The organism is Paenactinomyces guangxiensis, from assembly GCF_016055185.1.
GTDB lineage: Bacteria > Bacillota > Bacilli > Thermoactinomycetales > Thermoactinomycetaceae > Paenactinomyces > Paenactinomyces guangxiensis.
Genome location: NZ_JAECVR010000016.1, coordinates 51816 through 75487 on the forward strand (window position 1 = coordinate 51816; position 23672 = coordinate 75487).

Below are 23672 nucleotides of genomic sequence, written 5' to 3' on the forward strand. Positions count from 1 at the left end.
TGAAAAAGTGTATCAGGGGAAGGATCTATTTCTAATCCTCCCCCGCTGAACTCTGCCGGCAAGTTAGTCAGTTGCCGCATCGCCTGTGGGATGATCAGATTTGTCTTTTTGCTTATACCAGCCCTTCAATTCCATCATTTCAAATTCCTCTTCTACGTCAATTCTGAGAGGCGCAATGAATTCTAACGAGTTTCCGTCAGGGTCTTGAAAATAGATAGCAGCATGAGCCTGTGGATTATTGGGGAGCACAAGAGGTTGACGTTCAGGAGAAAAGCCAAACGCTTCTCTGACTTCTATTCCCCTTGCTGTTAACCATTCTTTCGCCTTCTTGATATCTTCTAAGTCTACATGAAAAGCGATATGTCTGATGGAAGGATGATAGGGAAGGTTTGCTTGATCAGATTCCCATAAACCAAGCCAACTCTTCCCTTTCTCAATCCAAAAAAATGTAACTCTCTCACTTTTATAAGCTAATTCTAAGCCAAGTTTCCGGTAAAATTGTATTGAATTTTTCATGTTACGGACAGGTAAATGTGCTTCATACAATCCTTTAATCATGGAAATCACCCCAATTGCTCTATCCCTTAAAAGCCTCCGCTAATACTTGAGCAACCTCATCCGGCTTCAGATGGCTTGCCGCCGGTTCATGCCCCTCACCGATAAAAGACAAAACGACTGGATAATTTCTCCCTTTAATGCTGGAAAACGGCGACAACTCTTGTACGAGAGTCCATGTTCCCTTTGCGCTTTCCGCTGCTTTCATTTTGTCAATGGCTCCTTGCAGAGGCGGATAGCCAAAAAAGTAACCATTTGTGCTTCCTTTGAAAATAAAGCCGGGAGCCCTCCATGAATCCGGCGTATCGGCCCACATATACCCCGGATACCAGAGGTCATAATAGGTTCCATCTTTTCCTTCGATTGAAACCATATGTACTTTTTCCCGGTCCTTCAAGGAACGGACCTGCGGATAGAGTAGTAAATCATCCGCTAAAGCAGCGTTAAACTCCGGAACTTTCAGAGCCTGATCCATCTGTCCACTCATCGTTTTTGCAGGGATATGATAGTGAACAAACCTATTATGATAAACCTTTCTTTCGATCTCCCCGGATTCCACTTTATGCAGCGAGTCTTGAAGCGCCCGGATTCCTTTTAAAATACGCTCATCTTCAGTGTTGCCTTCAATCAATTCCATCGCTTTTTGGAAACATTTTTCATAGATCGTTTGAATATCCGTATCCTGGCTTCTTAAATCATTCATCAATAAAGTAAGCCCTTGAAACAAACGCTGGGCCGGTTCGCTCCCCCATGCCCAAAAGTCACCCATCTCCGCTGCTTCAATAATCGTTTGCCGATGCGCTAAAGCAAAATCAGGGTAAACCAGGGTAAAGATTGACAGCACGCCATCCACGTCCAGATGGTTATTGATTGCCAAATCCCAATCCTCCGACGATTCCTCCGAAATAAATTTCATGCAAATTTCTGTCGATGTGTCCGCTTTATACCTCTCCGGCGTCTGATTGGGAATCCAGTGGCTCAGTTCCATGTCAATTCCTTCCCTAAAGCTGGAATCGGGGGAACCGTCAACAAAAATGGTTTTGCGGCTTGAAGGCCTTTCCTGCTCACTGCCGAGAATGTAAAAGTTGAATTTCATGTCTGAATTCCTCCTTCATTTTGGATTTACTAATATATATCACGGAAAAACAATTTTTAAACATTTTTATTTGCTAAATTTCAAAATAAGAAATACGCCTTTTTGCCAGGCTAACCAGTTCATATTTAGTAATCCTGATAAAAATTAGTTAGAATATAATTTTATTTAAAAATAGATTGAATAAATAAAAAAATAATAGTATGCTATTTATATAGATAAATATTTATTAGCAGCTGCTTCTGTGGATTTAAATTTACCTGTACGGGAGGATTTATTAGTGAATGGCATACCAAGCAAAATGATGTTTACACTTCTTTTTGCCCTCGTTATGGTATTTGGAGTAGTTGCCGAGGTATATGCATATGGCTGGACCGGCGCCAAACAATGCCACTACTACTACGTAAAATTCCGTTGGGGCGGCAACATATCAAACAACCACAAAACTAATTTCAGCGCTGCTTTAAAGAACTGGAATAATGCACAAAACAAAAGACATTTTGTTGGCGATAACAATGCTTCCGGTGTTCTTGATTCCTACTATTCTTCAACCCAGGGCTACTATGGTACGACAACCTGGACACCGGCGACAGGTTGTATTGATGCCTGGGCGTCCAAAATGAACAAATATTATTACGCCACCAGTGACCCGTTCAGCGGCCAGGGGGTTGGCGGACACGAGCTGGGCCATGCACTTGGATTAGGGCATACCAATTATTGGGTGCTCATGAACCCCGGCCGTGAGATCTATAACGACGTTTGGACTCCCCAGCCGGATGATATTAAAGGTGTCAATAATTTATATTAAGCAGGGGGGGTTTTTCATTTGAAATCCTTGCGGTGGCCAATTTTACTGATTGCTTTTGCCGTCATTGGCGGATCGATGACTTATACCTATGTCACTGGTTCCAAAAAGGCTGACCTTTATTTTGCAGGAAGCCCTGTCCTTGCAAATGGGCTTGAGGATATGTCACAAGCCGCCCCTGCAATTGTGGCCGGCTCATTTCAAAAACATGAATCTACAGTCAACGGAGCCAGAAATCCGAAGGACCCCTCCAAACCAGCTGCAGACAATTATGAAGAAGTGAACGTTTACACCTTTCAAGTTGACGAGGTTCTCAAAGGAAAAGTGCCTTCAAAAATAATCAGAGTGGGATATGCAAAAACGATGGAGCTAAACCATCCAAAGTCTAATGGCAAAATTACCATTAAACATCCGTTGCAGGTCCATCCTGCAATAGGCCGTAAGTACATTTTGTTCCTAAATGAACCTGACCTGTACACCCATTTCTACACTTCCGCATTTACACCAAGCCTGATTGAAATCAAAGGCAATCAAACGGTGGAGCTCAAATTGCCGGATAAAGGGCTAAAGCTGCAAAAAATGTCAATGAGCGGAGAAGTAGTCAGTATAGGGGTTGAAGGGTTTCCGGACGATTATCAAGACACCGTCTCAGGGATGAGCGTTGCGGAAGTCAAGGATATCGTTCGATCTACCGGCAATTGATTCAGGCAGGAATGTTTAAGAATCAACAGATGTTGCCCGTCATCCAACGTTTTTCTCTACAATAAAAAAGGCTACCAGAAAACTTCTGGTTGACCCTATAAGTTTAAAAATTTATGCTTCTGCTGAAGCATGCTTTTTATTTTTAGTGCGTAAATTATACAATTCCAAATTTATCGCTTATATTCCTTTCATCATTCTCTATAGAATCCTGAAGAAAACAATCTTGATAAAATGCCTTTCAAATTGCTTATTAACGAAGCCCTGCCAGCCTGAGATTATGGAACTTGTCGGTATCACCATCTCCACCATGGATCAAAAGAAGGATTGGACCCGAGCCACGTACCTCATAGTAGAGATTCGCTCCAGGTACTTGCAATCTTCCGTTTTTTACTACATTCATTTGTAAATCCTTCCTTTCTGCTTTCATCTCCCTTAACTTTACAGGACTGGCGCATGATATAAAATGCAGGAAATAACTAAGAAACAAACTCATAATATGCAAAAGCACAGACCATTATTTCCTCAGTGCCTTGCAATAGATCATATTAACTCCTGCAAGATTCAATAAAATATCTTCAATGTTGGTGGCACCCGCTTTTCATTCGGCCGGCACCACCACAAAAGTTACTCTTTCACGAAAGGAGAGGGACTTCCATACGAAGTGATAAACAATTTATCCCTGGCCCTGGTGCTGGCAACATAGAGCAGAGAGCGTTCCTGCCTGATTTTTTCTTCTCTTTCTTCCTGATCCTCTATTTTGGTAAATATATCAATCGGGATAATTTTTTCATTGACCCCTGCAAGAAAAACAATCCGAAATTCAAGACCCTTACTCCTGTGCATGGTCCCGCAGTTTACTCCCCTGTTTTTCAAGTGAGATTCTGTGGTTAGGAGAGAGGCTGTAATTCCGTTGTTCCCCAGAAACTTTTGGTATTTCTCAACCATTCTTTTGGTTCTGGCAAAAAGGGCTATCTCGCGGGGCAGGATTCCTTCTTCCAACAGTTTTTTTATCTGCTTGAGAATAAACTGCCTTTCAAGGTTTACATTTTCAAAGTTCACGCAAACCGGTTCTGTCCCTGATATGAGAGATATATCGTCAACAAAATTTTTCCCTCCGTTTAAATCGTCGAATTCGATTCCTTTTATCATACGGATCGCCTGTTTCCGGATTTGTTCGGTTGTGCGGTAATTAATGCGCAGCCGTTTGGATCTTTGGCCCCGAACCTCGATTCCACAGCGGGAGAGAACGGCAAAGCGGGGATAAATGCGCTGATGGGGGTCTCCGACAATAAAAAGATCATTTCTGTTCTTTGGAACCAGGGCCCTTAACAATTTGAATGACTCTTCAGTAAAATCCTGGGCTTCGTCGACAATGGCGGCGCGATAGTTTAATTGTCCCGGATTCTTCTCCAACCACTTTCGGGCCATACGGATCATGTCAGGGTATTCGTACCAACCTCTTTGCACCATCTCCCCGCGGACCGCCTCGACCACTTTCCATACCTCTGCGCGTTCTTTTTTGCTTATCTTCTTTTTCCCGCCTTTGCGTTGCAAACGGAAATATTCCTCCTTCTCTTCAATCCTGTTGGGCTGGATAAACCGGTCATACTCTTTCCGGATCCATTCCATCCGACTTGAATCGATGCCTAACCTGCTTCCCGCCTGCCGCCAGATTGTTTCCCGGTCCCTGTCACTCTCCATCAGCTTGTTTATTTTCACTCCTGCACAAGTTTCAACAATCTCTTTGGCTAACCGGTCGATATGAATAACTTTGATCCTTTGTACCTCTTCCGGGGTACACATCGTAGCTAAAAGGTCCTGAATAATGTTTGCCAGATTGATATTAAAAGTTGTAAAAAGAAGCTTCTCATCCGGCCGCATAAAATCTCTGATTAACTTTCTCGCCCGGTGCAAGGCAACTACTGTTTTCCCTGTACCGGCTCCCCCAAGCACTTTGACAGGGCCGCTAAAATCTTTTTCTGCCAGTTCCTTTTGACTGGAATGCAAAAATAAGCGCCAGTGATCAAATGGGTACCGTAAGATCTCTTGCAGTTGAGTATCCGATGAAATCACTGCCACCTGGCTGGATGTATTCAACATGGCTTGAAGAAATGGCTGACCCGGTGCTTGTTGCTGTCTGCTTCGTTCTGCTTTCTGCTCATTGACAATCTGCAGCACATCCTGATACGATTCCCCCTGAGCAATCCAAAGAAGGGGCGCAAATGTGTCTTCAGGAATTTCATCCACATACTTGTACAGCTCATCCTCATGTTTTATTTCATATATGACAGGTATAAGGTCTTCAGGAACACCAATGGCGATCAGTTTATCTTCTGTATAATCAGAAAACAATCCTTTTACATCGATAGAATCATTGGTTTTCTTATTGCTTGTCCACATTTGCAAAAAGCCGGTCACCTGATTGACTTCAAAACGTTTCCTTTCTGCCCAGTCGTATGCATTATCATGTTTATCAATCCAGACGAACAGGTTTACATCTTCTTTTTCCGGCCTGACAAGGATGGCCCGATATTTTTGGTTCACACGGACAGAATGAACTTTGGAATCAACCGCACCTTTGACCCGTTCAAAATTCAGGCCGTGTGCTTCGGGGTGTTCAGTAAGCTGGTGAATCATGTTCCAGGCCAATTTTTGAACTTGGGCCGGTACTTGCGCGATAGAGTCAGTAAAGGTTCTGTGAATCGAAATGGTGGTCATAGAAAACTCTCCTTTCAGAATGATCATTCTTTGTATATTTCTGTAGCAGGCAGAAGCATTTCCGCTTCTGCCTGCATCTGCTCTTTACTTTAAACCAAACAGTACGAAATTTTAATTCTTAACTTCAAATTCGTATGGTTTTAAATTTGGTTTTCGCTGTTTCCTTCCAGATAGATCTTAAAACCGCTATCTGCCCTGATTGCCGGGAAAACTACAACTCCTTCACTTGTCGAACCGGGAAGAATGTCTGACCGAAGCTATTGATCCGGATTAACAAAAAACGTTTGCATTTCCTCCTTGGTTACCGGCTTATCCTGAGGCTTGGCTGATGCTGATTCCGCTTTAAATTCGCTATGATAATCAGCAATACCATTTGAAGCCAATACTGGATATTTACCTTTTTTTCTATTCTTTTTTGGTAAATCGTAACCCCTTTTTAAAGTAACTACATCACCTAATCTAACTTCCTTCCAATCCTCAAAACTCATACCCAATCCAGATTCTTTCTAATCTCCTCTTCCAACTCCCGAGATTTGGCAAACTGATCCGCCAACTCACTGGTCTAGCGAACCATCTTATCTGCAAATGGTTCTCCGTCCTCTTCTGTTTCCTCAATTCCCACATACCGGCCCGGAGTGAGAATATACTCATGCTGCCTGACCTCTGCTAAAGTAGCAGATTTACAGAACCCTTTTACATCCCCATATTCTCCTGTCTCTTTTTGCACGCGCCATGCGTAATAGGCCCTGGCAATCTTTTGGATATCTTCATCCCTTAACTCCCTTCGCACACGATCCGCCATATGCCCCAATTTACGACCATCAATAAAGAGAATTTCCCCTTTACGGTTGCGATGGTTTCTGGCCGCTTCGTTTTTGGTCATCACCCAGACACACACCGGAATCTGCGTAGAGTAGAAAAGTTGCCCCGGAAGGGTAACAATGGCGTCCACCAAATCATTTTCAATTAAATTTTTACGAATGGCCGCTTCACTGCCGGAGTTGGTAGACATCGAACCATTTGCCAGTACAAACGCGGCTGTTCCGCTGGGAGCCAGTTTGGAAACCATGTGCTGAATCCAGGCATAGTTTGCATTTCCAGCCGGGGGAACGCCATAAAAGGGGGGATTGGCGAGGATATAATCTGCTTTCAGGGTTTTATGCAAGTCCTTATGGAAGGTATCTGCATGGTGCTCTCCCAGATTGTTGTCAATCCCGCGAATGGCAAGGTTCATTTTGCAGAGGCGCCAGGTAGTGGGGTTGGACTCCTGTCCGTAAACGGCAACGTCACCAATTCGGCCCTGGTGGGCTTTGATAAACTCCTGGCTCTGGACGAACATGCCGCCGGAGCCACAGCAGGGGTCATAGATGCGGCCTTTATAGGGCTGGATCATTTCAACCAGAAGTTTTACAACTGTGCGGGGGTGTAGAATTGTCCGCCGTTTTTCCCTTCCGCACTGGCAAAGTTATTGAGAAAGTATTCATAGACACGTCCCAGAACATCATGGGACTGGCTGTCTTTATCGCCCACTTTAAAGGAGAAGAGGTCGATAATTTCGCCCAGTTTGGTTTTGTCTAACTCGGGGCGGGCGTAATCTTTGGGGAGAACGCCTTTTAGGGACTTATTTTCCCGTTCGATGGCTACCATGGCGCTGTCGATGATTTGCCCGATCTCCGGTTTTTTCGCATTCTCTTTGATATGGGACCAGCGGGCTTCCCGGGGGACCCAGAAGATATTATTGGCGAGGTATTCATCGGGATCTTCGGGGTCTGACCATTCATCTTTGGACAACTGCTCATACTCTTCTTCAAACGCATCGGATATGTATTTTAAAAAGAGCAGCCCCAACACCACATGTTTATATTCCGCGGCATCCATATTGTTTCTCAGTTTGTCGGCCATGCTCCAGAGACGCTGTTCAAATCCTAATTCGGCACTGTTGTTATTTGATACTGCATTCACTCCGGCCTCCTCAGTCAAATAGTTGATCATAAATCTGGCGGCGGTTTTTCTGCCAGCGCTCTTGTGCCTTACGAACAGTTTCCAGGTAGAGTTGATGTTCCTGCTGGTACTCCTCAACCAGCTTTTGCTGTTCTTCCAAATCGGGCAAAGGAATCTCCATCTCGCCCAGATCAGCAGGGTTGATATTCATCACGGTTGTCCCCCGCTGGAAGGTTTTGATTAATTGGGTGCCCAGCGGGCTTTCCAAAAAGATTTTTACATATTCACTCATCACTTTTTTTGAAAAACGAACCACTATAATATTCGCGGAAGCGATCACTTTTTTGGGCAGCTCGCGAACGACCGCCGCTTTATTTACCGTGCCCCGGCAAGTAATCACCAGGTCCCCCCTTTCCAGTTCGTACCGCCTTACTTTGCGGTACTCTTCATCGATTGTGTCCATCCCATCCCAGATAATCTCTCCCTCTTCGATGTTGGAGATGTTGAGAACCGATATTTCTCCCGGCTGGATATGGCTTTTCATAATTGACTTTCCGCGAAAAAGTTCGGCAATCTCTTTTAACTTGACGATCGAGCGGCCGGGTCGGGCCAGGCCGTGAAGAAGATGGTCCCGGTCGTCTGCCAGCAACAGTTCCATGCGCCAGTCTTCCCGTTCCTGTAACTCCTCCCGGAAGATCTCCTTTTGTACATGCGGGAGAAATTGCCCTTTTTTTAGTTCAAATTCTCCCAGCCGAACCGAATCGACCGGGTGGCAGGAGATGGTGATCAGATAAGTTTTCATCCCTGTATATGGGCGAAGGGTTCCTTCTGGTAAGGTAAAAATTGACTTTATGTAAAAATGCTGTACAATCCAGGCCCTTAACTTTGCAAAAGTGCCGCCGGAAAAGGTAAACCGCGCGGGGACAACAATTTGCAGCTCCCCGTATTCATTCAGCCATTCAAGCAAATGTTCGGCGGCAATCCCTTCCGATTCTCTCGTAATAAACCTGTCTGTGTCTATATCCGGCTTTAACCCAAATGCTGGCAAAGCAATAATAAGGTCAAATTCCCGGTTTAGAGGGAAAGGGGTGTAGAGGGAAAAATGAAGCACCTCCACATGGTTGTAAGGCTCAAAAATAAACTTTAACCCCTCGGCCAGCCATTTTTGCTCAGCAGAGAGAACAAAGTTTTTATCCAAATTTGTTTCGATCAGCTCTGTCAGACCGTGCAGATGTTTATGAGCTTCCGGAATAAAAACCGCCTCAATATGTCCGGCCATGGCCGATTTGGCAAAATACCCGACCAGGTAATCCGGGCTGACGATGATTCCGGATCGGTCTTTCTGGTAAATTTCTGTTAGAGCCTGAATAAAGTTGATCTCTTTCCCCGCTTGAAAAAGTTCAAAAAACCAGGTCTGGTCTCCGGGGAAATAACCGAGCGGCCCTTCGGTATTTTCTTTCATTAACTTATATAAAGCCTTTTCATCCACGCTCTCCACACTCTGGTATTTTTGTTCGTACGCTTTTCGAGTCATGTGGATCCGCAATAATTCACTGGCGATTTGCTCCCGTTCGATGATGTCTCTTTGTTTGAGCAGGTCTTTGAAGTAAAAGAGCGTTTCCATATTTTGCGCCACCATCTTTCCCTCCTCTCGAACATAGTATATACCTGGATAGGTGGTATTGACAACAATTATTTTGATATTTTAATACTAAATTTTGATTCGACCTAAAATGCCAAAAAGAAAATGGTGCATCGTTTTTTAGATCGCACCATTTTTTTAATCATTGTAAAAGATGTATATTTACATCCATCTAAGTTATTCATAAATCATAGCTATATCATCATGAAACCCCCAACCAATTCTACTGTATTCTCCACCACCGCTTAAATTCTCTTTTCGTATTGCTCATATAATTCTCCAGTCTCTTCATCATTTACCATCTGAATCACAGAGAAATACATGTCTTCAATACTATCGTAAAAACGTTGATTTATATCTATATAGGTCTTGGTGAATTTTACACCTATTTCCACAAAAAACAGTTTCAACTCTAAACTGTATTTTTTAAAAATCCCGATCAGCGTATCAAATTTGTTAATCACTTTTTTCGCCTTTCCCAGCCTTAATCCGCGTTCTCTGTGTTTCGGGAAAAATTCATCCTTTATACGTTTTATGAAGCTGGTAGAAAGTAATCTCGCTATCGACTGGAAATTCCCTCCTTATAGGAGGATCGATATCTTTAGGTATTACTTTAAATTGATATATCATATATCTTTACTCCTTCTATCCGTTCATCTTTTTCACTGATTCTTTTAAGAGAAAGTTTAAATTACGATTTTTGTCATTGCCTTGGGCTTTCTTGATAAGACATGTCGGAATTTCCTATATGAAAAAGACACCTTTTTTGCAGGTGCCTTGTCAACGCTCTGGTCATCAAATCTCGCAAATCATATACAACCCTCTAAAGTTTGATCAAGTCAATTTCATACTCATCATTAACAAATTTCATATCCTTATCCCTGGAAACGAGGGTGATATTATGTTCAAGAGCAGTAGCTATAATTAAGGAATCGGGCGTTTTTAACTTTCGTCCTTTTCTTAATTGTCTTTTCTGACAATTCCTGCAGCTCTTGCAATTCGGGAAGTGACATCAATACACCGTCTGGGACTGAACAATTTAACTGCCCTTAACTGTTCTTCTGGTTTCAAACCAGTAAAAACCTCACATTCTGTTATAACGGAAAAATATAATCCTAGTTTGTCTTGGTAAGCTTGATGGGCAAAGTTAATGACTTCTTTTTCATTTACCAGTAAAGCGATGGCTATGTTGTATCCAGCAAATATCCTTTAAGCATTAGTCCCAATTAACTTCCTCCAGCAATTCTTCAGCACGTTCAGGAGTGAGTGTGCCAGCCGCCTCTAAAATATCGTCAATAGAATATTCATCTTCTGCAATCTCAACCGTTTCTTTACCGAAATCGATGGTAACCCTTTGATTAAAAATATTTAGCCTGGTCAATATTGCTTTCAGTTCCTTGGCTGTTTGATGATCAAGCTTTTTTGGGATCATATCATCACCCCTGATTGGCATCATTGATTTTCATTATAACAAATTTGGTAATTAATTGATATCCAAATCGTGTAACACTACTTATAGTGAGACTTGTTGGTTTGAGGAACTCCATGTGTTGAAAGGGCTTCGTCCCTCTACCTATCTCTGCAAAATTCTCCTCTCAATCCATGACCAGGGCAACAGATGTTTCAGAAAAATACCACTCTCCACCCCTTTGCCGACGGGATACCTTAGCTTCGGGTGTTTTGTATTTGCCACCTGTACAATCAAATCGGCAACTTCCTGGGGATCAGCTGCGCTTTGGGAAATGTGGTTCACTTCGCGGATGATCTTTGCCATTTCCTTTTCATAAGCCGATTCACCAGTATGCACTTTTCCCAATCCCTTTGACCATATCTCTGTCTGATATGAACCCGGTTCGATCAGAGAGACATAGACACCGTAAGGAAGCAGTTCCAGACGAAGGGATTCGCTGAATCCTTCCAGTGCATGTTTGGAGGAGACATAGGGACTGAGTGCGGGGAATCCGATTTTGCCGCTAATGCTGCTAATATTAATTATCTTTCCGGTTCTTTGCCTGCGCATATGGGGGAGGACTGCCTTTGTCACTGCGATTGTGCCAAAGAAATTGGTTTCAAACTGGCGGCGGAAATCTTCGATGCTCAGGTCCTCCACAAATCCTCCTTCCGCATAGCCGGCATTATTGACCAGGACATCTATTTTCCCGAGTCGCTTGATCACCTCCTGGATCGTAGCGGTTGCCTCCTCATGTTTGGTTACATCCAATGGGACCATTTCTATCTCTTTGATCTGTTGCCGGTGAATGGCTTCTTCCAGCGCTTTTTTCTTCTCCGGATTGCGCATCGATGCAACCACATAGTAACCGTTGCCGGCCAGGGCGATACTGGCAAGGAGACCAAAGCCGCTTGAAGTTCCGGTAATAAAAGCAACAGGTTTTGTCATGTACTTGTTTCCTCCCGAACTTAAAATAGTACCTATTCACAGCGCAAAAAAGATTCGTCGGGGTCAGTCACCAGGCGAAAGGTACCCTGGGAGAGATGTATAAATTGTTCCGGCTTTTCGCTGTGTGAATGGGCTTCCTTATTATTATAGAAAGCGTTAAACTTCTTTTCGATGCTGTCAATATATTCAAACAACTTTGCGCTTAAAATAATTGTTTCCGGTTCTTTCCCCATCACTTTTTTATAAAAATAAATGGTATACTCCAAAAACTGAATATACTCTTCCCGATCCTTAAAAATAGTATTGCGAAATTCAGAATCCCGTGTCAGTTTTTCTAAAAATTCCACTGTAAAAGCCTCCCTTTCAGATCGTCTATGGCCTATGATAGCTAAAGCTAACTTCTATGATTTATTAAACATTTATCCTCTCAATCCTGTCTAAACAAAAGAAAACCTCCTGCATAACAGAAGGTTGATATGGATCCGCCCATGTCTTCCGGTACCTTTATTATACCGGAGAGGGAGTGAGTGAATCTGACGAGACCGTTTGTTTCAATAGCCTGACAGGCACCCATCCGCGCACACTATTGATCAGCCAAATGGAATCAATCGTTTTTAAATCATCAAGTGTAAGTACCCGTTCTTCAATCTCACCGCTGTCCAGCAGCTCTGCCCGCAGGGTTCCGGCAAGCAAACCGCATTCTTGCGACGGGGTAAACTTTTTCCCATTCATCTCAACAACCAGATTGCCAATTGTAAATTCGGTCAGTTCCCCTGCTTCGTTCCACAGCAGAACATCAAATACATTCGGGTGCTTCCTCCGTTGGGATTCGTACATGCCCCTGTTTGTCGTCTTGTGATACAGGAAGCGATTTTGTCCGGAAATCGGTTCACTTGCCAAAGCGACCGGACATGCATCTCCAATCGGCTTGACCGGCTGTCCCTCAACCCGGATTGTCCCCTCTTTTGAAACCAGCAGCCGAACCTTATACACATCTTCCGGGTACATTCTTGCATACTCACTTAAGCTTTTCTGTACCTTCGCGGGGCATACATGAAATTGAAAATAGTCCGCCGACGCCTGCAACCGTTGCAAATGCCTTTCCAGCAGCCAGTACTTGCCATTCTCCAGCCGTAAAGATTCCAGCAACTGAAATTCCGGGTGTTCCTCCGTCAGTAAGACAGCTTTGGTAAGAACTTCTTCATATTCTCCTTCAGCTGTTGAATCCCATGTAATGCCTCCACCCACTCCATACTCGGCGATTCCGGTTTCAGTATCAATAACTGTGGTGCGGATGGGAACATTAAAGATGGCTTCTCCCTGGGGAGTGATATACCCGATTGCCCCACAGTAGACCTCTCTTGGTGAACTTTCCAGATCTGCAATGATGTTCATGGTACTCACCTTGGGGGCACCTGTGATCGACCCGCAGGGAAATAGAGCGGATAATATATCTCTTAAGGTGATATGGTCATTGGTGGCCGCTTTGATAGTGGATGTCATCTGGTACACGGTAGGATAGCGTTCAACCTCGCAAAGTCCGGTTACTTGAACAGAGCCTTTTTCCGCCACACGCCCCAGATCGTTACGCAATAAATCAACAATCATCATGTTTTCAGCCCGATTTTTTTCAGATTGTTCCAGCCATCGCCGATGACGAAGATCCTCTTGCGGCCATCGGCCTCTTTTTATCGTGCCTTTCATGGGCCGGGTTGTGATTGTCTCTCCATCCCATCGAAAAAACAACTCCGGCGAAGCGGACAACACCCGGAAACGCCCCGTATTTAAATAGGCACTATAATTTGAGTTTTGAGCCCGTGACAATTTGCGATAAAAACCAAGGTCATCTCCGCTGAATTTGGCACGAAGACGCATGGTGTAATTAACCTGATAAGTATCTCCTCTTTCAATCGCATCCCGAACCGCCTGAACACAATGATTGTAGCTGTTCAAACTTGTATCCGGCTCCCAGTTGGAAACAGTAAAAGTGCCATCGCTTTGTGGCAGAGAGCACAATGAAGCGGGTTCACGGAACAAACCAAACCATAATAAGGGCATCTTGCCCCCTTCTTTAACGGAAAAAGCCGGATCAAAAGCAGGAGCTGCCTCATATGAAAGGTAACCGGCTGCATAAAACCCCTTGCTGACTTCATGTTCAATTTCCCGCAGGGCAGGTATGATTTCTTTCACCGAATGTATTTGAATGATCCTCAAAGGATCTGAGAAAATTACAGGATGCTTCTTCCCTTCAACATTCGCAAATTCAAAATGTAAAAACGGAACCTTCGTGCTAACCATGATCCATCGCCTTCTTTCGCTCAACAGGTCACACATATATGATTAAACAAACAAGAGACCCTACCAAATCTACTTTATTTTGATTCGACAGAGTCTGCAATACCATCTTTTATCTTATTTTCAACCATGCTCACAAACGATTTGCAGGAATCCATTTACTTTTTCGCATCCCAAACTTTAAGGAACGAATAGGGATTAATCGCCTCCCGCCGAACAGAAAACAGCCCCTCGCTCACATAGATTCCAAAATGTAAATGGGGAGTAAATTTCCCGGTCATGCCCTCCGGACCATACCCGCTATCCCCCACATATCCAATCACTTGACCTTTGTTTACCTTGTCTCCCTCATCAATTCCATTCGCATATCTGCTTAAATGCGCGTAATAGTAGTAAATCTGCGGATGCTTGGTATCACGAATCAAAAGCCGCCAGCCCCCCAGACGGTCCCATCCCTTGCGAACCACCTCACCATCGGTGGTCGAAATCAACGGTGTACCTTTCGGAGCCATCAAATCGGTACCTTCATGTTTTCGTTTTCCGCCGTACGTTCTTCCGGCTCCCCAGCTGTCGGAGTAAGAGACCCGCTTGCGATCCTGTTTGCGAAATGGGAACAGGTATGCTTCGGTCAGGGGAGCTGCCTCCCATGCATAAGAATCGGCAATCTCCATCATTTGAGTTACCTCCGGGTGGGGGTAAATCTGAAGCAAAGCTTTTTCTACGTTTTCGGGCGAATCTTCTTTCCCGTTCAATAATTTTTTCAATAGACGGGCATGCTTGTCCATCGTTTTTTGATTCACTTTTTCGTACTTTGTCTTAACTTCATCAATAGATGCCAGATAAACCCAGGATAACTGATATTGATTCGCTGTTTTCACATAAAGAGGCGCCAATTTTCCCGGAACCTCAAAGCTCCTGATTTCGTGCTTTTCCCAGGAAATATGATTTTGATCATAAAAATACCATCCCGCGAAACCCACAAGGATGAGCAGCAAAAAAATCAAGACAAATTTACGCAACGATGAGACTCCTTTGCTTTCTTCCAATAGAAGTATGGAAATGGTTTCGTGAAGCAATCGTTATTCTTTTACAAACCCCAGTTCATTGCCGTATAAATCGCGAATCGTAAATTTTCTTGATCCATACGGGGTATCACACAACTCTTCGACAATCTCTGCTTTATGTTTTATTTCTTCCCACAGATGATCTACGTCGGAAACATAAAAGTTAAATCTACCATTAGACGGAACCCTTCGATCCTCAGCAATTGAAAATATGGCTCCTTTCTCAGCATCAAAATGAGCATAGTTTGGTTTTTCCGGCGGCCAGGCTCCTGTCACCTTAAACCCTAACACTTTCTCATACCACTCAATGGATCGTTGAAGATTAGATACATTCGCTCGAACGTGCATCAATGTTGTCTTCATTTTTTTCTCCCCACCTTAGATTATCTATTTGTACTTAATAATAACAAAAAATCAAACACAAGTTCTTATCATTGCCCTGAAAATTCAGGTGTTTACCAGCGAGCGGTCACTATTTTCTTTCTCGTATAAAACTCAACTCCGTCTGAACCGTTGGCATGCAGATCTCCGTAGAACGAATCTTTCCAGCCGGAGAACGGAAAGAAAGCCATGGGTGCGGGCACTCCCAGGTTGACACCAAGCATCCCCGCATCGATTTCTTCACGGAATTGGCGCACATTTGAACCGTCTTTGGTAAAGATACAGGCACCGTTGGCGAAATCAGATTGATTTGCCACCTTAATCGCTTCTTCCAGGCTCTCTGCTCTGACAATAGAGAGAACGGGTGCAAAGATCTCATCTTTCCAGATGGTCATATCTCTCTTCACGCCATCGAAAATCGTCGGGCCGACAAAGTATCCCCGTTGGTCTGTCGCCGTGTCTTTCCGGCCGTCGCGGACCAGCAGGGCTCCTTCTTTTTCACCAGTTTCAATATATTTCAAGGTTCTCTGTTTATGTGCATCACGAATAACCGGACCCAGGAACACACTTTGGTCCAAACCGTTCCCCATCTTGATATCATCAGCGGCTTGTTTCAATTTCTCGATAAACGGTTCGGCAACCTCCCCGACCGTTACCACCACAGAACAGGCCATACAGCGCTCCCCGGCTGATCCGTAAGCGGCATTGATTACCTGCCGGACAGCATCGTCCAAATCAGCGTCCGGCATGATAATGGTATGGTTTTTCGCACCAGCCAGGGCTTGTACTCGCTTTTTGCGGGCAGAGGCGGTTTTGTATACGTATTCTGCCACCGGCTGGGAGCCGACAAAGGAGATCGCCTTTACATCCGGATGTTCGAGAAGTCCGTTGACCACCTCATGAGCGCCATGTACCACATTTAGAACCCCATCCGGAAGTCCGGCCTCGGAGAACAGTTCAGCCAGCCGATTCGCCAAAAGCGGTGTCCGTTCAGAGGGCTTTAAGACAAAAGTGTTGCCACACGCAATGGCCAGTGGAAACATCCAGCAGGGAACCATCATCGGAAAGTTGAACGGGGTAATCCCCCAACGATTCCAACCGGGTAACGGTACATTCCCGATTCAATATCGGTCGCAATGTCAGGAAGTTGTTTGCCCATCATCAGAGAGGGAGCACCTGCGGCAAACTCAACACATTCGATCCCCCGTTGTACTTCTCCATAGGCTTCCTGATAACTCTTACCATTTTCCCGGGTAATCTGGGTTGCCAGCTCTTCCCAGCGATCCACCAGCAACTGCTGATATTTAAAAAGAATGCGGGCCCTGCGTGGAACAGGAGTTTTGCGCCATGTTTGAAACGCTTCCTTCGCTGCCCGCACCGCCTGATCCAAATCTTCCCGGTTGGAAAGCGGTACGTGTGCCAAAACCTCTTCCGTCGCGGGATTGGGAACGGGTTCTCTTTGATCGGAACCGGATTCCACCCATTTGCCGCCAATGAAGTTCTTTAATGTTTTCACTTCGCTTCTCGCAGCCATTGTTTCAATCCCCTCTCATCAGTTGCCGGTTTGGAATCTCTCAACTTGTCTGGCCTCTATCACCCAATGATTCAAAACGGTGAAAGTTTTTTTCAGTGAAGCGGTTAACATTTATCTAAATTGTATGATATTTTATACATCCACTCAATATATTTTTTCTTTATAAAAAGTATAGTTCATTTATCATCTAAAATATCATATATCCCTGTCTTTAATTGGCAATAATTCCCTTTCTGCAACCCAGTATAATAGAGTTATGCCACCTTTGGAGAAAGGGGAATTACATGTTCCGCTTAAATACATTTATCAAAATGATTGCCAAGCTAAACTGGCATTTGTACTACGAAATATTTATTACTTTTCTCGTCTTATCCTATGCAATTCTGCTGCTGCAAAGCACTTTTGATTCGATTCCGGACTTATTGTCGGAAAGGGAAATCGCCGGAATCGATAGGGTTTATACTATTTTTTCTGCTTGAATATATCATTCGGCTCATCAAGGCACCCGATAAATGGCAATTTGTAAAAAAAATTGGTTTGATCTGATCGCCATGTTACCCGTGGATGCTTTGTTCCGTTTTATGCGCATCATTCATATATCGACGCTGTCTGGTGGGCGGTTGTTACCACCACCACCGTTGGTTACGGCGATATTTCCCCGGTTACGCTGGGTGGAAGAGTGATTGCAACCATTTTGATGTTTACGGGAATTGGCTTGATCGGTTCTGTCACCGCCAGTGTAGCCACTCATTTTATCGAATACCTGAACCAAAATAAAAACCGGTATAATACGGATGAAAATCGAGTTCGCTCTGATCTTATCCGTTACGTGCAATCCCAAGCGGAGAAATAAGTGAGGAAGAATATCAGGAACTGTTATCTCTTATGGAAACATTACGAAAAAACATCCCGCGATCGATAAAGTTCCTATAAAATGAAGATCAAAAACATGATTATGGCTGGTTCTGTCGAATGAAATCAATGAACCGGCCATAGCAAACAGCGAAAAAACCATGCGGAAAACTATTTATTTGCTATTATTGGAAGATACGAAAGGGATGAAAAAACATGATCATCGATGTAAAACATGTTTCATGGAAACGAGAAAAGAAAATGATTTTACAGAACATTTCCTGGCAGGTCAATCCCGGGGAACACTGGTGCCTGGTCGGCCTCAACGGATCTGGCAAAACGACATTGTTGAATTTGCTCAATGGTTATATTTGGCCGACCACCGGTACAGTCACCGTCCTTGGCCATCAATTCGGTGAATGTGATTTGCGTGAGCTCCGCAAAAAGATTGGATGGGTAAGCTCATCGCTCCAGCAAAAACTGTATGGCCATGAAACAGCGGGACGGATTGTCCTGAGTGGGAAATTTGCTTCGATTGGACTGTACGAACAGCCGGAGAAGCAAGATGAGGAAGAAGCCATCTCTTTAATGGCCTTCTTAGGCTTGGAGGAACTTTCAGAGCGTACATATGATACCCTGTCACATGGAGAACGGCAAAAAGTGCTGATTGCCAGAGCTCTGATGGCGTCACCAAGGTTATTAATATTGGACGAACCCTGCACCGGCCTTGACATTCTGGCAAGGGAGCAGTTATTAAAATTAATTGATAAAATCGCCCGTCAGCCTGGCTGTCCAACGTTGATTTATGTTACCCATCATGTAGAGGAAATTTTGCCGTGTTTAAGCCATACCCTGCTCCTTAAAAGAGGCAAAGTGTATACAACCGGACTCACGTCAAAAATTATGACTTCTCAACTGCTGAGTGACTTTTTTGACACATCGATGGAAGTTCTTCATCAGAACGGGCGATTCTGGATTTCTCTTACCGAACCTTCCACAATTTCGTGAGGATTTAAATGATTTTCTTTAAAATAGTTTCTTCACCTCCCAGCCTCTATGGCGGAAAGGATATCATACCGGAGGGGTTCTTATCGCTATGGACCTCTCCCTTCCTACTTGGGGGCGTTCGTTTTGCGACAGGTGATAAGCCCGTCATAGCAGGCATTCGGCTTAATATTGTTGGCTGGAGACCAGCCCTAATTTTTGCGAAATTCCGATTTCGTCCATCATCCGGATCATGTTGACTCGGATGGGACCGGCCAAACTGGCCTGTTTTTTGGCTTGATAACAGATCTCTTCCGCAGAGTTCCCTTGACGTAAAGAATCCCGTGCTTGTGCGTAAGAAAGCATCATCTGGCTCCAGCCCGGGGTAATGCCTACTTTCACTATTTTTGCTTCAGGGTTTAAATAATCAAATGGACCATATGAGATCTCCATGCCATTTTCTTTCTCCAGTAAAAAATCTGGCCGGAGCAAGTTCTTTTTACTGATATGCTCAGGCAAACTTGAAATTTTTTCTGTGTAAAGATGAAATAAGGAGTTATTTACCAGCATAAACTTCCTCCACGTTTGCTTCTTTATCTGCTGCGGGAAATTCCGGGATAAATAGTTAAACTCTGGAATAAACTGGAGAATCACCGGCTTAAACAGGCCGATTTTTTGTTAATTATTTCGACTATCTAAAAATATGATATAATTTTTTATTAAAGATGACTTATCTTATTGAGGGTGTAAAAATCTTTTTATCAACATTGAGGTGAAACGATGGTCCTGAATTCTCTTTCTATCCCTATTATCCAGGCCCCAATGGCCGGAGGTGTCTCAACTCCCGATCTCGCATCTCAAGTATCTCGTGCCGGCGGGCTTGGCTTTCTCGCAGGCGGATACAAAACAGCCTCAGCCATGCAAAAAGAAATTCATGCTGTACGGGATCTGACAGATCAACCTTTTGGAGTAAATATTTTTGTGCCGGGTGATGATCGCGTTGATGTTGAAACAATAGACCGTTATCGGGAAAGTTTGGAACCGGAAGCCCGACGTCTCGGCGTGAGTCTCGGTGAACCCCTGTCAGATGATGATGACTGGAATGCCAAGCTCGCTGTTCTGTATAAGGAACGGGTACCCGTGGTAAGTTTCACATTTGGCTGTCCTTCGTCTGACATTATAGCAAAACTGAAACATTGCGGATCATTGGTTGTAGTAACTGTTACAACCATACAGGAAGCTCTTGCAGCCAAACAGGCAGGCGCTGATGCGTTATGTGTGCAAGGTGCAGAGGCTGGCGGTCATCGCGCATCGTTCCACAATCATCTTTCCGATGATCAAGACCTGAGCCTTCTTGTGCTGCTCGGCCTCATTCGTGAAAAAGCGGATTTACCGCTGATCGCCGCGGGAGGAATCATGCATGGCCGCGACATCGCTGCGGTACTGACGGCAGGCGCCTGTGCGGCACAATTAGGGACTGCATTTTTGCGCTGTCCGGAAAGCGGGGCACATCCGGTACATAAAGCTGCCCTCCATGATCCGCGTTTCACTTCGACGGCGTTCACCCGTGCCTTTACTGGGCGTCGTGCCCGCGGTTTGGCTAACCGTTTCATGTCTGAGTATGAACCGATGGCACCCGCAGCGTATCCACATCTCCATCATCTCACGAAAGAACTGCGGAAAGCCGCCGCACAGGCGGGGGACCCCCACTCTATGTCATTATGGGCCGGACAGGGTTATCCACTTGCCCGGGAAATACCCGCAGCCGAGCTGGTTCATCTGTTGATGGATGAGACTAGAAGCGCGCTGGCTGAGTCAACCAGAAAACTTGGCCTCTCAATCTGATTTTGTTGTTTTCAAGCTTGCGTGTCTACTTTGCACAGAAATAAGATAAAGCATACCACATGAAAGGAGAAGATAAAATGTATGTAAATGCCAGGAGCATCATTGAACGTGAAATTAACAACGAAACAGAAATATTATTGAATTCGCGATCGCCCTCCGGACCCGAAAGCGTTAGAGTTTCCCTGTGGAAGGCTGGAAGAATTTGAATCTGCTTTAGACGCATTAAAGCGTGAGGTCAAAGAAGAAACAGGCCTCACTGTTACTGAAATTCTGGATGATCCTCACCATATTGTTCAACAAGGGTCTGTTACAATTATGGAGTGCCTGACACCATTCTGTTTATCAAACATTGCAAGGCCCAATTGACACATTAGGTTTTTTCTTCCGCTGCCGCGCGGAAGGCCTATTGATTCCAGCGGAGATGGTTCATACGAACATCGCTGGCTTTCGATAAAAGAAGTTGCACAATAATTCAATGCGACTCCTGATTTGTTTGATGGGGGCACACAGGCTGCCTTGAAATTTTATTTCATGTGGCAATCCATCCAGGCACTGAAGAAATAGCGCGGGTCAAATTAGCTAGTCATGAAGATTTTCTGTTTTTGGTTCAATATAAGTTAATCCCGTTGTATGGTATTGTGCTTCAATTTCTTCATGTATGATGTCACAATCTGTTAATTCTTGATCTAACTCTTTTTCTCTCAATGTTTTTAGGTCCGCTTTGGTTTCAACTGATTTTTCATTTTCCTTCATCTATTTCACTCCAATTCATTTTTATTCCGGTACATATTATTTCCTGTTACCCTTTAAACCATTTGTCCCTCTTCTTTATATGCTTTCTGACATACAATACCCCCCTATTTCTTAAAATTAGGGGGGGTGTATGTCTGTTTAATTCTGTCTCTCATCGATTCAATTTATGTAACATTCTTACGCCTGTACAGACTCCGTTTTTTTCTCTGACTCAGTTTCACCTTCCGCTTCATTTTTTACTTCATCCGTCTGGCTTTTTGCCTGCTCCTCATTTGGCTCTACACCGAGGCGCTGGAACAAGTCTTTACGATCCTGTTCCCATTCCTGCCAGTTAAAAATAGAATCAGGCGGAGGCAGTTCATCAATATGGTTGAGGCCAAAATACTCAAGAAACTCTTTCGTTGTCCCGTAGAGAATCGGGCGGCCGGCCCCTTCCGCGCGGCCCACATCGCGTATAAGTCCCTTTCGTTGCAGCTGCTGAATGATGCGGTCACTTTTGACCCCGCGAATTTCTTCTGTTTCAAGGCGGGTGATGGGCTGGCGGTAAGCAATAATGGCCAGCGTTTCCAGGGCAGCGCGGGAAAGTTGGGAACGTGTGGGTGCTTGAGCCAGTTTTTCAAAATAAGGGCGATGCTCGGGCAGTGTGGTCATCTGATACACTTGTGCCACTTTGACAATTTGCAGACCGCGTCCTGTTTCCTTCCAATCGACACGCATGTCATGGATCAAAAGCTCCACTTCGTGCCTGGCCAGCCCGGTTACATCTGCAATCTCTTTGGTACTTAGGCCATCTTCTCCGGCAGCAAAAAGCAAGCCTTCAATCACCGCTTTCATTTCATGGTTTCCCATCACGCACTCACTTCCGCTTCCTCCAGTTTTTCAATCAGGATCTCGCCAAACAGATCTTTTTGGCGGCAAATGATTTTTTTCAATTTCATTAATTCCAGTAATGCCAAAAAGGTGGTAATCACGCGCTCTCTGGTTACCTGGTCCCACTCCAGCAACCGGGAGAAAAGAAGATGCCCGCGTTTGAGGAGATCCTGGTAAATTTCTTCCATGCGGGCACTGACGGAGATTTCCTCCCGTGCTACACGGGTCATTGGTTCCGATGGTTTACGGCTTTTCAAGACATCGACAAACGCCTGTAACAAATCATCAGGTGTTAAACCATCGACCGGATTCACTGCCGGTGCGTAGGCAGCCAGATCGAGGGCCGGACGTGAGTAAACCTTGTTTCGTTCCTGTTCACGTTCCCTAAGCAACTCACCGAGCCGTTTGAAGCGTTTATACTGCAACAGCCGCTCAACCAGTTCTTCACGGGGATCAAACCACTCTTCTTCGCCAAGGTTCATCTCATCTTCACCAAGCTCCTGCCTGGGCAGCAGCATCCGGCTTTTAATGGCGATCAAAGTGGCGGCCATCACCAAAAATTCACTGGCGACATCCAGTTTCATCTCCTGGGCTTCTGTCAAAATCTCCATATACTGATCAGTAATTTTGGCAATGGGAACTTCGTAGATATCTACTTCCGCCTTTTCAATTAAATGGAGGAGAAGATCCAGAGGACCTTCAAACATATCCAGCTTAATTTTCACATCCACGATTTTGGCTCACGACTTTCTATTCAACATATTAACCAAACAACACACGTTGCAGGTTGGCCATCTCAATCGCGCTTACAGCTGCTTCCCAACCTTTGTTTCCGGCTTTGGTGCCTGCCCGTTCAATGGCCTGCTCAATATTATCCACTGTGATCACTCCAAAAATGACAGGCAAACTGTGGCGGACCCCGGCAGCAGCCACCCCTTTTGAAACTTCGCTGCAGACATAATCATAATGGCTGGTGGCGCCGCGAATCACCGCACCCAGGGTAATAACTGCGTCATATTTGCGTGATGCCGCCATCTGGTCAGCAACCAGCGGTATTTCAAATGCACCGGGAACCCAGGCAACTTCCACATTCAGATCCTCTACTCCGTGCCTTTTCAGTGCATCCAGAGCTCCCTCCAACAGTTTACCAGTGATAAATTCATTAAACCGGCTTACGACAATCCCGAATTTCAACCCTTTACCCACCAGGTTGCCTTCATAAACTTTTGCCATTGCAGTT

At 44.6% G+C, this 23672-nt stretch carries 25 protein-coding genes and 3 pseudogenes; 8 read left to right on the forward strand and 20 right to left on the reverse strand.

Annotation, left to right across the window (positions count from 1 at the left end; translation table 11 throughout):
- Positions 1-63: 63 nt before the first annotated feature.
- Both I8U27_RS14550 and I8U27_RS14555 read right to left on the reverse strand, forming a co-directional pair.
- Positions 64-558, reverse strand: a complete 495-nt coding sequence (locus I8U27_RS14550) for a VOC family protein (protein ID WP_181753334.1) — start codon at positions 556-558, stop codon at positions 64-66.
- A gap of 19 nt (positions 559-577) precedes the next feature.
- Complete coding sequence (locus tag I8U27_RS14555; RefSeq protein ID WP_181753336.1) at positions 578-1651, reverse strand: DUF6687 family protein; 1074 nt, start codon at positions 1649-1651, stop codon at positions 578-580.
- Between the two features lie 277 nt (positions 1652-1928).
- Here I8U27_RS14555 and I8U27_RS21175 point away from each other — a divergent pair, with 277 nt between their 5' ends.
- Both I8U27_RS21175 and I8U27_RS14565 read left to right on the forward strand, forming a co-directional pair.
- Entirely contained in the window at positions 1929-2456 is a 528-nt protein-coding gene (locus I8U27_RS21175; protein WP_181753338.1) for a matrixin family metalloprotease, read from the forward strand.
- An 18-nt stretch (positions 2457-2474) separates the two neighbouring features.
- Positions 2475-3155 carry a hypothetical protein gene (locus I8U27_RS14565; RefSeq protein WP_181753340.1) on the forward strand — a complete coding sequence of 227 codons (681 nt, stop codon included), beginning with the start codon at positions 2475-2477 and terminating at the stop codon, positions 3153-3155.
- 271 nt (positions 3156-3426) lie between these two features.
- Here I8U27_RS14565 and I8U27_RS14570 read toward each other — a convergent pair.
- The 13 genes and pseudogenes from I8U27_RS14570 to I8U27_RS14630 form a co-directional block, all read right to left on the reverse strand.
- A pseudogene (locus I8U27_RS14570) lies at positions 3427-3651 on the reverse strand (alpha/beta fold hydrolase); the annotation flags it as partial.
- A 128-nt stretch (positions 3652-3779) separates the two neighbouring features.
- Complete coding sequence (locus I8U27_RS14575) at positions 3780-5873, reverse strand: 3'-5' exonuclease (protein WP_181753342.1); 2094 nt, start codon at positions 5871-5873, stop codon at positions 3780-3782.
- 257 nt (positions 5874-6130) lie between these two features.
- A complete protein-coding gene (locus I8U27_RS14580) occupies positions 6131-6361 on the reverse strand; it encodes a restriction endonuclease subunit S (protein ID WP_181753344.1) in 231 nt (76 codons plus the stop codon).
- Positions 6358-7865, reverse strand: a pseudogene (locus I8U27_RS14585) (N-6 DNA methylase). Before I8U27_RS14585 ends, I8U27_RS14580 begins: the two are co-directional and overlap by 4 nt.
- The gene (locus I8U27_RS21180; RefSeq protein ID WP_181753346.1) at positions 7846-9450 is read right to left on the reverse strand and encodes a restriction endonuclease subunit S; all 1605 of its coding nucleotides are present in this window, start codon (positions 9448-9450) and stop codon (positions 7846-7848) included. The pseudogene I8U27_RS14585 and the gene I8U27_RS21180 overlap by 20 nt, the downstream one beginning before the upstream one ends.
- A gap of 829 nt (positions 9451-10279) precedes the next feature.
- Positions 10280-10381 (reverse strand): PIN domain-containing protein, encoded by a 102-nt coding sequence (locus tag I8U27_RS20720; RefSeq protein WP_309506163.1) that lies wholly within the window; start codon positions 10379-10381, stop codon positions 10280-10282.
- Between the two features lie 291 nt (positions 10382-10672).
- Positions 10673-10888: a hypothetical protein gene (locus tag I8U27_RS14600; protein ID WP_181753348.1), complete on the reverse strand. Its 216-nt coding sequence runs from the start codon at positions 10886-10888 to the stop codon at positions 10673-10675.
- Positions 10889-11029: 141 nt separating this feature from the next.
- Complete coding sequence (locus I8U27_RS14605) at positions 11030-11854, reverse strand: SDR family oxidoreductase (protein WP_181753350.1); 825 nt, start codon at positions 11852-11854, stop codon at positions 11030-11032.
- Between the two features lie 32 nt (positions 11855-11886).
- A complete protein-coding gene (locus I8U27_RS14610; protein ID WP_181753352.1) occupies positions 11887-12201 on the reverse strand; it encodes a hypothetical protein in 315 nt (104 codons plus the stop codon).
- A 160-nt stretch (positions 12202-12361) separates the two neighbouring features.
- Positions 12362-14152, reverse strand: coding sequence for an aminodeoxychorismate synthase component I (pabB, locus tag I8U27_RS14615; protein ID WP_181753354.1), 1791 nt, complete (start codon positions 14150-14152; stop codon positions 12362-12364).
- Positions 14153-14307: 155 nt separating this feature from the next.
- Positions 14308-15168 (reverse strand): M23 family metallopeptidase, encoded by an 861-nt coding sequence (locus I8U27_RS21055; RefSeq protein WP_181753356.1) that lies wholly within the window; start codon positions 15166-15168, stop codon positions 14308-14310.
- A gap of 60 nt (positions 15169-15228) precedes the next feature.
- Positions 15229-15576 (reverse strand): VOC family protein, encoded by a 348-nt coding sequence (locus I8U27_RS14625; protein ID WP_181753358.1) that lies wholly within the window; start codon positions 15574-15576, stop codon positions 15229-15231.
- 92 nt (positions 15577-15668) lie between these two features.
- Positions 15669-17128 (reverse strand): annotated as a pseudogene (locus tag I8U27_RS14630) (CoA-acylating methylmalonate-semialdehyde dehydrogenase).
- 284 nt (positions 17129-17412) lie between these two features.
- Between I8U27_RS14630 and I8U27_RS14635 the strand changes: the two are divergent.
- From I8U27_RS14635 to I8U27_RS14650, 4 genes are all read left to right on the forward strand, one after another.
- Positions 17413-17607 carry a hypothetical protein gene (locus tag I8U27_RS14635; RefSeq protein WP_181753360.1) on the forward strand — a complete coding sequence of 65 codons (195 nt, stop codon included), beginning with the start codon at positions 17413-17415 and terminating at the stop codon, positions 17605-17607.
- Positions 17608-17640: 33 nt separating this feature from the next.
- Positions 17641-17811, forward strand: coding sequence for a hypothetical protein (locus tag I8U27_RS14640; RefSeq protein WP_181753362.1), 171 nt, complete (start codon positions 17641-17643; stop codon positions 17809-17811).
- Entirely contained in the window at positions 17727-17981 is a 255-nt protein-coding gene (locus I8U27_RS14645; protein WP_181753449.1) for a potassium channel family protein, read from the forward strand. Before I8U27_RS14640 ends, I8U27_RS14645 begins: the two co-directional genes overlap by 85 nt.
- A gap of 215 nt (positions 17982-18196) precedes the next feature.
- Positions 18197-18988 (forward strand): ABC transporter ATP-binding protein, encoded by a 792-nt coding sequence (locus tag I8U27_RS14650; RefSeq protein ID WP_181753364.1) that lies wholly within the window; start codon positions 18197-18199, stop codon positions 18986-18988.
- A 162-nt stretch (positions 18989-19150) separates the two neighbouring features.
- Here the strand turns inward: I8U27_RS14650 and I8U27_RS14655 are convergent, their stop codons facing one another.
- Positions 19151-19534 carry a hypothetical protein gene (locus I8U27_RS14655; protein ID WP_181753366.1) on the reverse strand — a complete coding sequence of 128 codons (384 nt, stop codon included), beginning with the start codon at positions 19532-19534 and terminating at the stop codon, positions 19151-19153.
- A 210-nt stretch (positions 19535-19744) separates the two neighbouring features.
- Between I8U27_RS14655 and I8U27_RS14660 the strand changes: the two genes are divergently transcribed.
- Both I8U27_RS14660 and I8U27_RS14665 read left to right on the forward strand, forming a co-directional pair.
- Positions 19745-20809, forward strand: coding sequence for a nitronate monooxygenase (locus tag I8U27_RS14660; RefSeq protein ID WP_181753368.1), 1065 nt, complete (start codon positions 19745-19747; stop codon positions 20807-20809).
- A gap of 141 nt (positions 20810-20950) precedes the next feature.
- Complete coding sequence (locus tag I8U27_RS14665; protein ID WP_181753451.1) at positions 20951-21175, forward strand: NUDIX hydrolase; 225 nt, start codon at positions 20951-20953, stop codon at positions 21173-21175.
- Positions 21176-21388: 213 nt separating this feature from the next.
- On the opposite strand, the gene I8U27_RS14670 is transcribed toward I8U27_RS14665, so the two are convergent.
- From I8U27_RS14670 to ribH, 4 genes are all read right to left on the reverse strand, one after another.
- Complete coding sequence (locus I8U27_RS14670) at positions 21389-21562, reverse strand: hypothetical protein (protein WP_181753370.1); 174 nt, start codon at positions 21560-21562, stop codon at positions 21389-21391.
- A gap of 177 nt (positions 21563-21739) precedes the next feature.
- On the reverse strand, positions 21740-22411 hold the full coding sequence (scpB, locus tag I8U27_RS14675; protein WP_181753372.1) for an SMC-Scp complex subunit ScpB: 672 nt from the start codon (positions 22409-22411) through the stop codon (positions 21740-21742).
- Positions 22411-23163, reverse strand: coding sequence for a segregation and condensation protein A (locus tag I8U27_RS14680; RefSeq protein WP_181753374.1), 753 nt, complete (start codon positions 23161-23163; stop codon positions 22411-22413). Before I8U27_RS14680 ends, scpB begins: the two co-directional genes overlap by 1 nt.
- Positions 23164-23194: 31 nt before the next feature.
- Positions 23195-23665, reverse strand: coding sequence for a 6,7-dimethyl-8-ribityllumazine synthase (gene ribH, locus I8U27_RS14685; protein ID WP_181753376.1), 471 nt, complete (start codon positions 23663-23665; stop codon positions 23195-23197).
- Between the last annotated feature and the right edge of the window lie 7 nt (positions 23666-23672).